The organism is Streptomyces vulcanius, from assembly GCF_042653945.1.
In the GTDB taxonomy this organism is placed as follows: Bacteria; Actinomycetota; Actinomycetes; order Streptomycetales; family Streptomycetaceae; genus Streptomyces; species Streptomyces mangrovi.
In genome coordinates this window covers 1-4033 of sequence record NZ_JBHSFK010000100.1, presented here as the reverse complement: position 1 = coordinate 4033, position 4033 = coordinate 1, and the positions used below count along the sequence as shown (strand labels likewise).

Here is a 4033-nt window from a genome sequence, read left to right as displayed (position 1 = left end):
TTAAAAGTTACGTGGAATCTGCTGGGGGTGATCATGTCTCCCCGGTGCAACCACGGACTTGGGAGATGGCTTGAGCGGCTCGACGGTGCTCATGGAGAAGTGGCCGGTGCTCGGTCGGCACGAGCAAGCGGCAGCTTGGCTGACGGTCTGGACAGATCTCGGACGGGCGCCGCGCACGATCGACGCCTACGGCCGGGGGCTGGCCGAGTATCTGCTGATGAGCGAGCGGGAGGGCGTCGACCCGGTCGCCGCGAACCGTTCCCATATCGCCCTCTACGTACGGGAGTTGAGCTCGCGGCCGCACCGCCGGGGTGCGAACGTGATCTCGATCGACTCGGGAGTGGGGCTGGCGAACGCGACGATCCAGCAGAGGCTCGTGCCGGTGCGTCTGTTTTACGACTTCCTCATGGAGGAGGGGCTGCGGGATTCCAACCCGGTCGGCCGCGGTCGGTACACGCCTGGCCGGCGGAACGGCGGTCAGCAGCGCGGCCTGGTGCCGCGGCTGACGAAACTGCCGTGGATTCCCGGAGAACAGCAGTGGCTGAGCGTCCTGGAGGTCGCGAAGCACGAGCCGGTACGCAACCGCCTGATGCTCGCCCTGGCCTACGACGCCGCTCTGCGCCGAGAGGAACTGTGCTCACTGCGGACCGACGACGTCGATCCGGCCCACCGCACGCTGCGGATACGGGCGGAAACGACGAAGAACCGGCTGGAGCGGGTGGTGCCCTACTCGGCACCGACGGGGGTGCTGCTGTCGGATTACCTTGCCCACCGCGCCCGGATCAGCCGGGCCCGCGGGGCGATGTTCCTGTCGGAATCGCGCCGTAATCACGCCCAGCCGCTGAGTCTGTGGACCTGGTCAAAGGTGGTCCGCAAGCTCGCGCTGGCCTCCGGCGTCGAGCGATTCTCCACGCATACCACCCGGCACCTGTGTCTGACCGATCTGGCCCGGATGGGCTGGGAGTTGCACGCGATCGCGTTGTTCGCCGGCCACCGTCACACCGACTCCACCCTTCAGTACATCCACCTCTCCGGCCGAGACCTGGCCGACAAGCTGGCCCGCGGCATGGACCACATTCATGCCTGGCGAATACAGATGCTCACCGCCCCGGCCGGTGCGACGGCGGAGGTGTCGCGGTGAGGGCACCTTCGCTGGTCATCGTCACCGAGGACACCGATGGTCGCTGGTCCTGGCCGGTCCTCCAGGGCCGCTACGACACGGCCGTCGTGGTCCGCCCTGCGGAAGCGCGGGCCGTCCTCGAACTCGGTGTCCGTAATCTGCGCCGGCTGCAGTATCACGACCCGGCCGCACCGGGTTGGCGCGTGATCGCCCGGCTGTTGGGTCCGCTGGAGGCGGTCAACGCCGCACTCGACTCACCGCCCACTGCGCACCGCCGACGGGCCATGCTCGACGTGATCGCCCTTCTGCTGACGCACAGTGCGCAGACCGGCCGCAGCTACTGGGGCTGGGACACGCAGGAGTGGGCCCGTCTACTCGGCCGCACTCAGGCCGAGTTCCGGCAGCACGCACCCGCCTGGGCCGGGGACGAAGTCCGCCCCTACCTCGCGGCACACGCCTACCTGCTCGGCTCCTTCAACGAGTTCCACCAGCTCGGCAGCTTCCAACGCCTCACGCTGTCCTGGCGGATCTTCGGACGTGAGCGCATCACCAGCGAGATCGCCCGCATCCGCACGGTCCTTGGCACCTGGGGCTACCAGTTGGGCCAAGCGGACGACACGCTGTTGCCGTCGGTCGCCTGCCAGCTGTTTCTGCTCAACCACAGCCCGCACCTGGAGGACATGGACACCGCGCTGTTCGACCGGGTCCGCCGCGACCGGCTGCTGGAGGGCTCCCAGCTGAACACTTTGCACGCTCTGCAGCGGGCGGTCGCCACGCTCGGCTTCTGCGATCCGCCCCTGCAGAGCACCGGCCGTCACTCGGCGCGGGCCACCGGCGGCGCCAAGATCTGGGAACAGTGGGCCGACCGCTGGCACAACACCTCCACCCTCACCCCACGCGTCCGCGGCAGCATCCGCTCCACCCTCCTGCGAGTCGGCCGGTGGATCGCCGCCGAACAGCCCGACGCCGCCGATCCCACCGACTGGACCCGGCAGACCTGCGCGACCTGGATCGCCGCATTGGACCGGATGAAAGTCGGCGACTACGTCCAGCGCACTGCCGGCCTGGGGGACCGGCTCGGCAAGCCGCTGGAGGCTCCCACCAAGGCCGGACAGATCACTGCACTCCGTACCTTCTTCCGGGACTGCCAGGAATGGGAGTGGCTGCCCCGCCACTTCGACCCGCTACGCGCTCTGGCGATCCCCCGCAGCATCACCGCCCTCCTCGGCCCTGATCCACGGGTGATCGCTGACGAGGTCTGGGCGAAGCTGTTGTGGGCCGGTCTCAATCTTGATCCCGCGGATCTTCCGCAGACCCGGTCCGGGCACTTCTACCCCTTCGAGCTGGTCCGCGCTGTCACACTGACCTGGCTGTTCTCCGGTCAACGCAGTAACGAGATCGTCCGGTTGAGACTCGGCTGCATCCGCTGGCAGCACGACGGAGCACCTATCGCCGGCGACTCAGAGCAAGTACTGGCCCGCGACGCGATCTGCCTGCTCGACGTCCCCATCCACAAGACCGGCACCGCCTTCACTAAGCCGGTCGACCCGATCCTCGGCCAGGCCATAGACGCCTGGCAGGCCGTCCGCCCGGACCAGCCGAAGTTCACCGACCGCCGCACCGGCGAGCACGTCGAGCTGCTGTTCGCCGTCCGCGCCCGCCGCCTCTCCACCAGCTACATCAACAACACCGTCATCCCGATGCTCTGCCGCAAGGCCGGAGTTCCGGACGCCGACGTCCGCGGGAACATCACCAGCCACCGAGCCCGGTCAACCATCGCCAGCCAGCTCTACAACGCCAAGGAACCGATGACGCTGTTCGAGCTGCAAGCCTGGCTCGGACACAGATCGCCGCAATCCACCCAGTACTACGCGAAGATCACCCCGAACACTCTGTCCAAGGCGTTCTCCGAGGCGGGCTACTTCGAGCGGAACGTCCGCACCATCGAGGTCCTGGTCGACCGGGACGCGGTCGCCTCCGGCGCCGCCGCGACCGGCGAGCCCTGGCAGCACTACGACCTCGGACACGGCTACTGCACCTACACCTTCTTCGAACAGTGCCAGCACCGCATGGCCTGCGCACGCTGCGACTTCTACACCCCCAAGGACTCCACGAGAGCCCAACTCCTGGAAGCCAAAGACAACTTGCAGAAAATGACTGCAGCGATCCCGCTCACCGACGAAGAACGCGCGGCCGTCGACGACGGCCAAGCCGCTCTGGACCGCCTGCTTGACCGTCTGGCCGACACTCCGACACCCGCAGGCCCGACACCCCGCGAACTCGACGTGCCGGCCAGCGCACGCCTTCTGCCACTCATCGCCGTCCGGCAAGGCAGTGCAGGCCCAGCGTCGCGCTGATATCGGAGTGCGAAGTGGCGCGGGAGAGTGTCACAGTCACTGTCGTGACCTTGATGGACGTACTCGTCGACTTCTCCCGCACTGGCCGGCTCGGGCCCCTGAACTGCGGAATGTCCCTGGCTGAGGCTGAAGACCTTCTCGGCCCGGGGCGCCCGCATCCGGCCCACCGCCTGAAGGGGCCCGACATCGACGGTTACCCGTACTCCTGGGACGGGCTGGGGCTGGTGGTCACTCAGCGGACCGTCAGCGGGATCTGGATCAACCTCTGGCCCGGTTCGGCCGCCAAACTTCCGCCGCTCGTCCTGCCTGATTCCGACTCGTTCGAGGCCACCGTCCTCCGCGAGGAACTGGTCGACGCCCTCGACGGCGCTGGCTGCCGGCATGCGGTCAACAGCACTCTCACATTCGGCGAGCAGTCGAGCATCCTCACCCAGCCCGCTGACGTTTGCGCGGTCTTCAGCCTGCCGGGACGGGACAACCACGTGCCGCACCGTGATCGGCACTACCTCGACGTGATTCACAAGCACACGGCTTGACACTGCTGATTCCACAGAAT

General features: G+C 67.6%; 3 protein-coding genes. All 3 read left to right on the top strand.

The window, feature by feature from the left end:
* The first annotated feature begins 70 nt into the window (after positions 1 to 70).
* From ACFPIH_RS56055 to ACFPIH_RS56045, 3 genes are read left to right on the top strand one after another with little or no spacing between them, the layout of a single operon-like run.
* Complete coding sequence (locus ACFPIH_RS56055; protein WP_381188025.1) at positions 71 to 1141, top strand: tyrosine-type recombinase/integrase; 1071 nt, start codon at positions 71 to 73, stop codon at positions 1139 to 1141.
* The gene (locus ACFPIH_RS56050; protein WP_381188022.1) at positions 1138 to 3477 is read left to right on the top strand and encodes a tyrosine-type recombinase/integrase; all 2340 of its coding nucleotides are present in this window, start codon (positions 1138 to 1140) and stop codon (positions 3475 to 3477) included. The genes ACFPIH_RS56055 and ACFPIH_RS56050 overlap by 4 nt, the downstream gene beginning before the upstream one ends.
* 44 nt (positions 3478 to 3521) lie before the next feature.
* The gene (locus ACFPIH_RS56045; RefSeq protein ID WP_381188019.1) at positions 3522 to 4013 is read left to right on the top strand and encodes a hypothetical protein; all 492 of its coding nucleotides are present in this window, start codon (positions 3522 to 3524) and stop codon (positions 4011 to 4013) included.
* Positions 4014 to 4033: the final 20 nt, after the last annotated feature.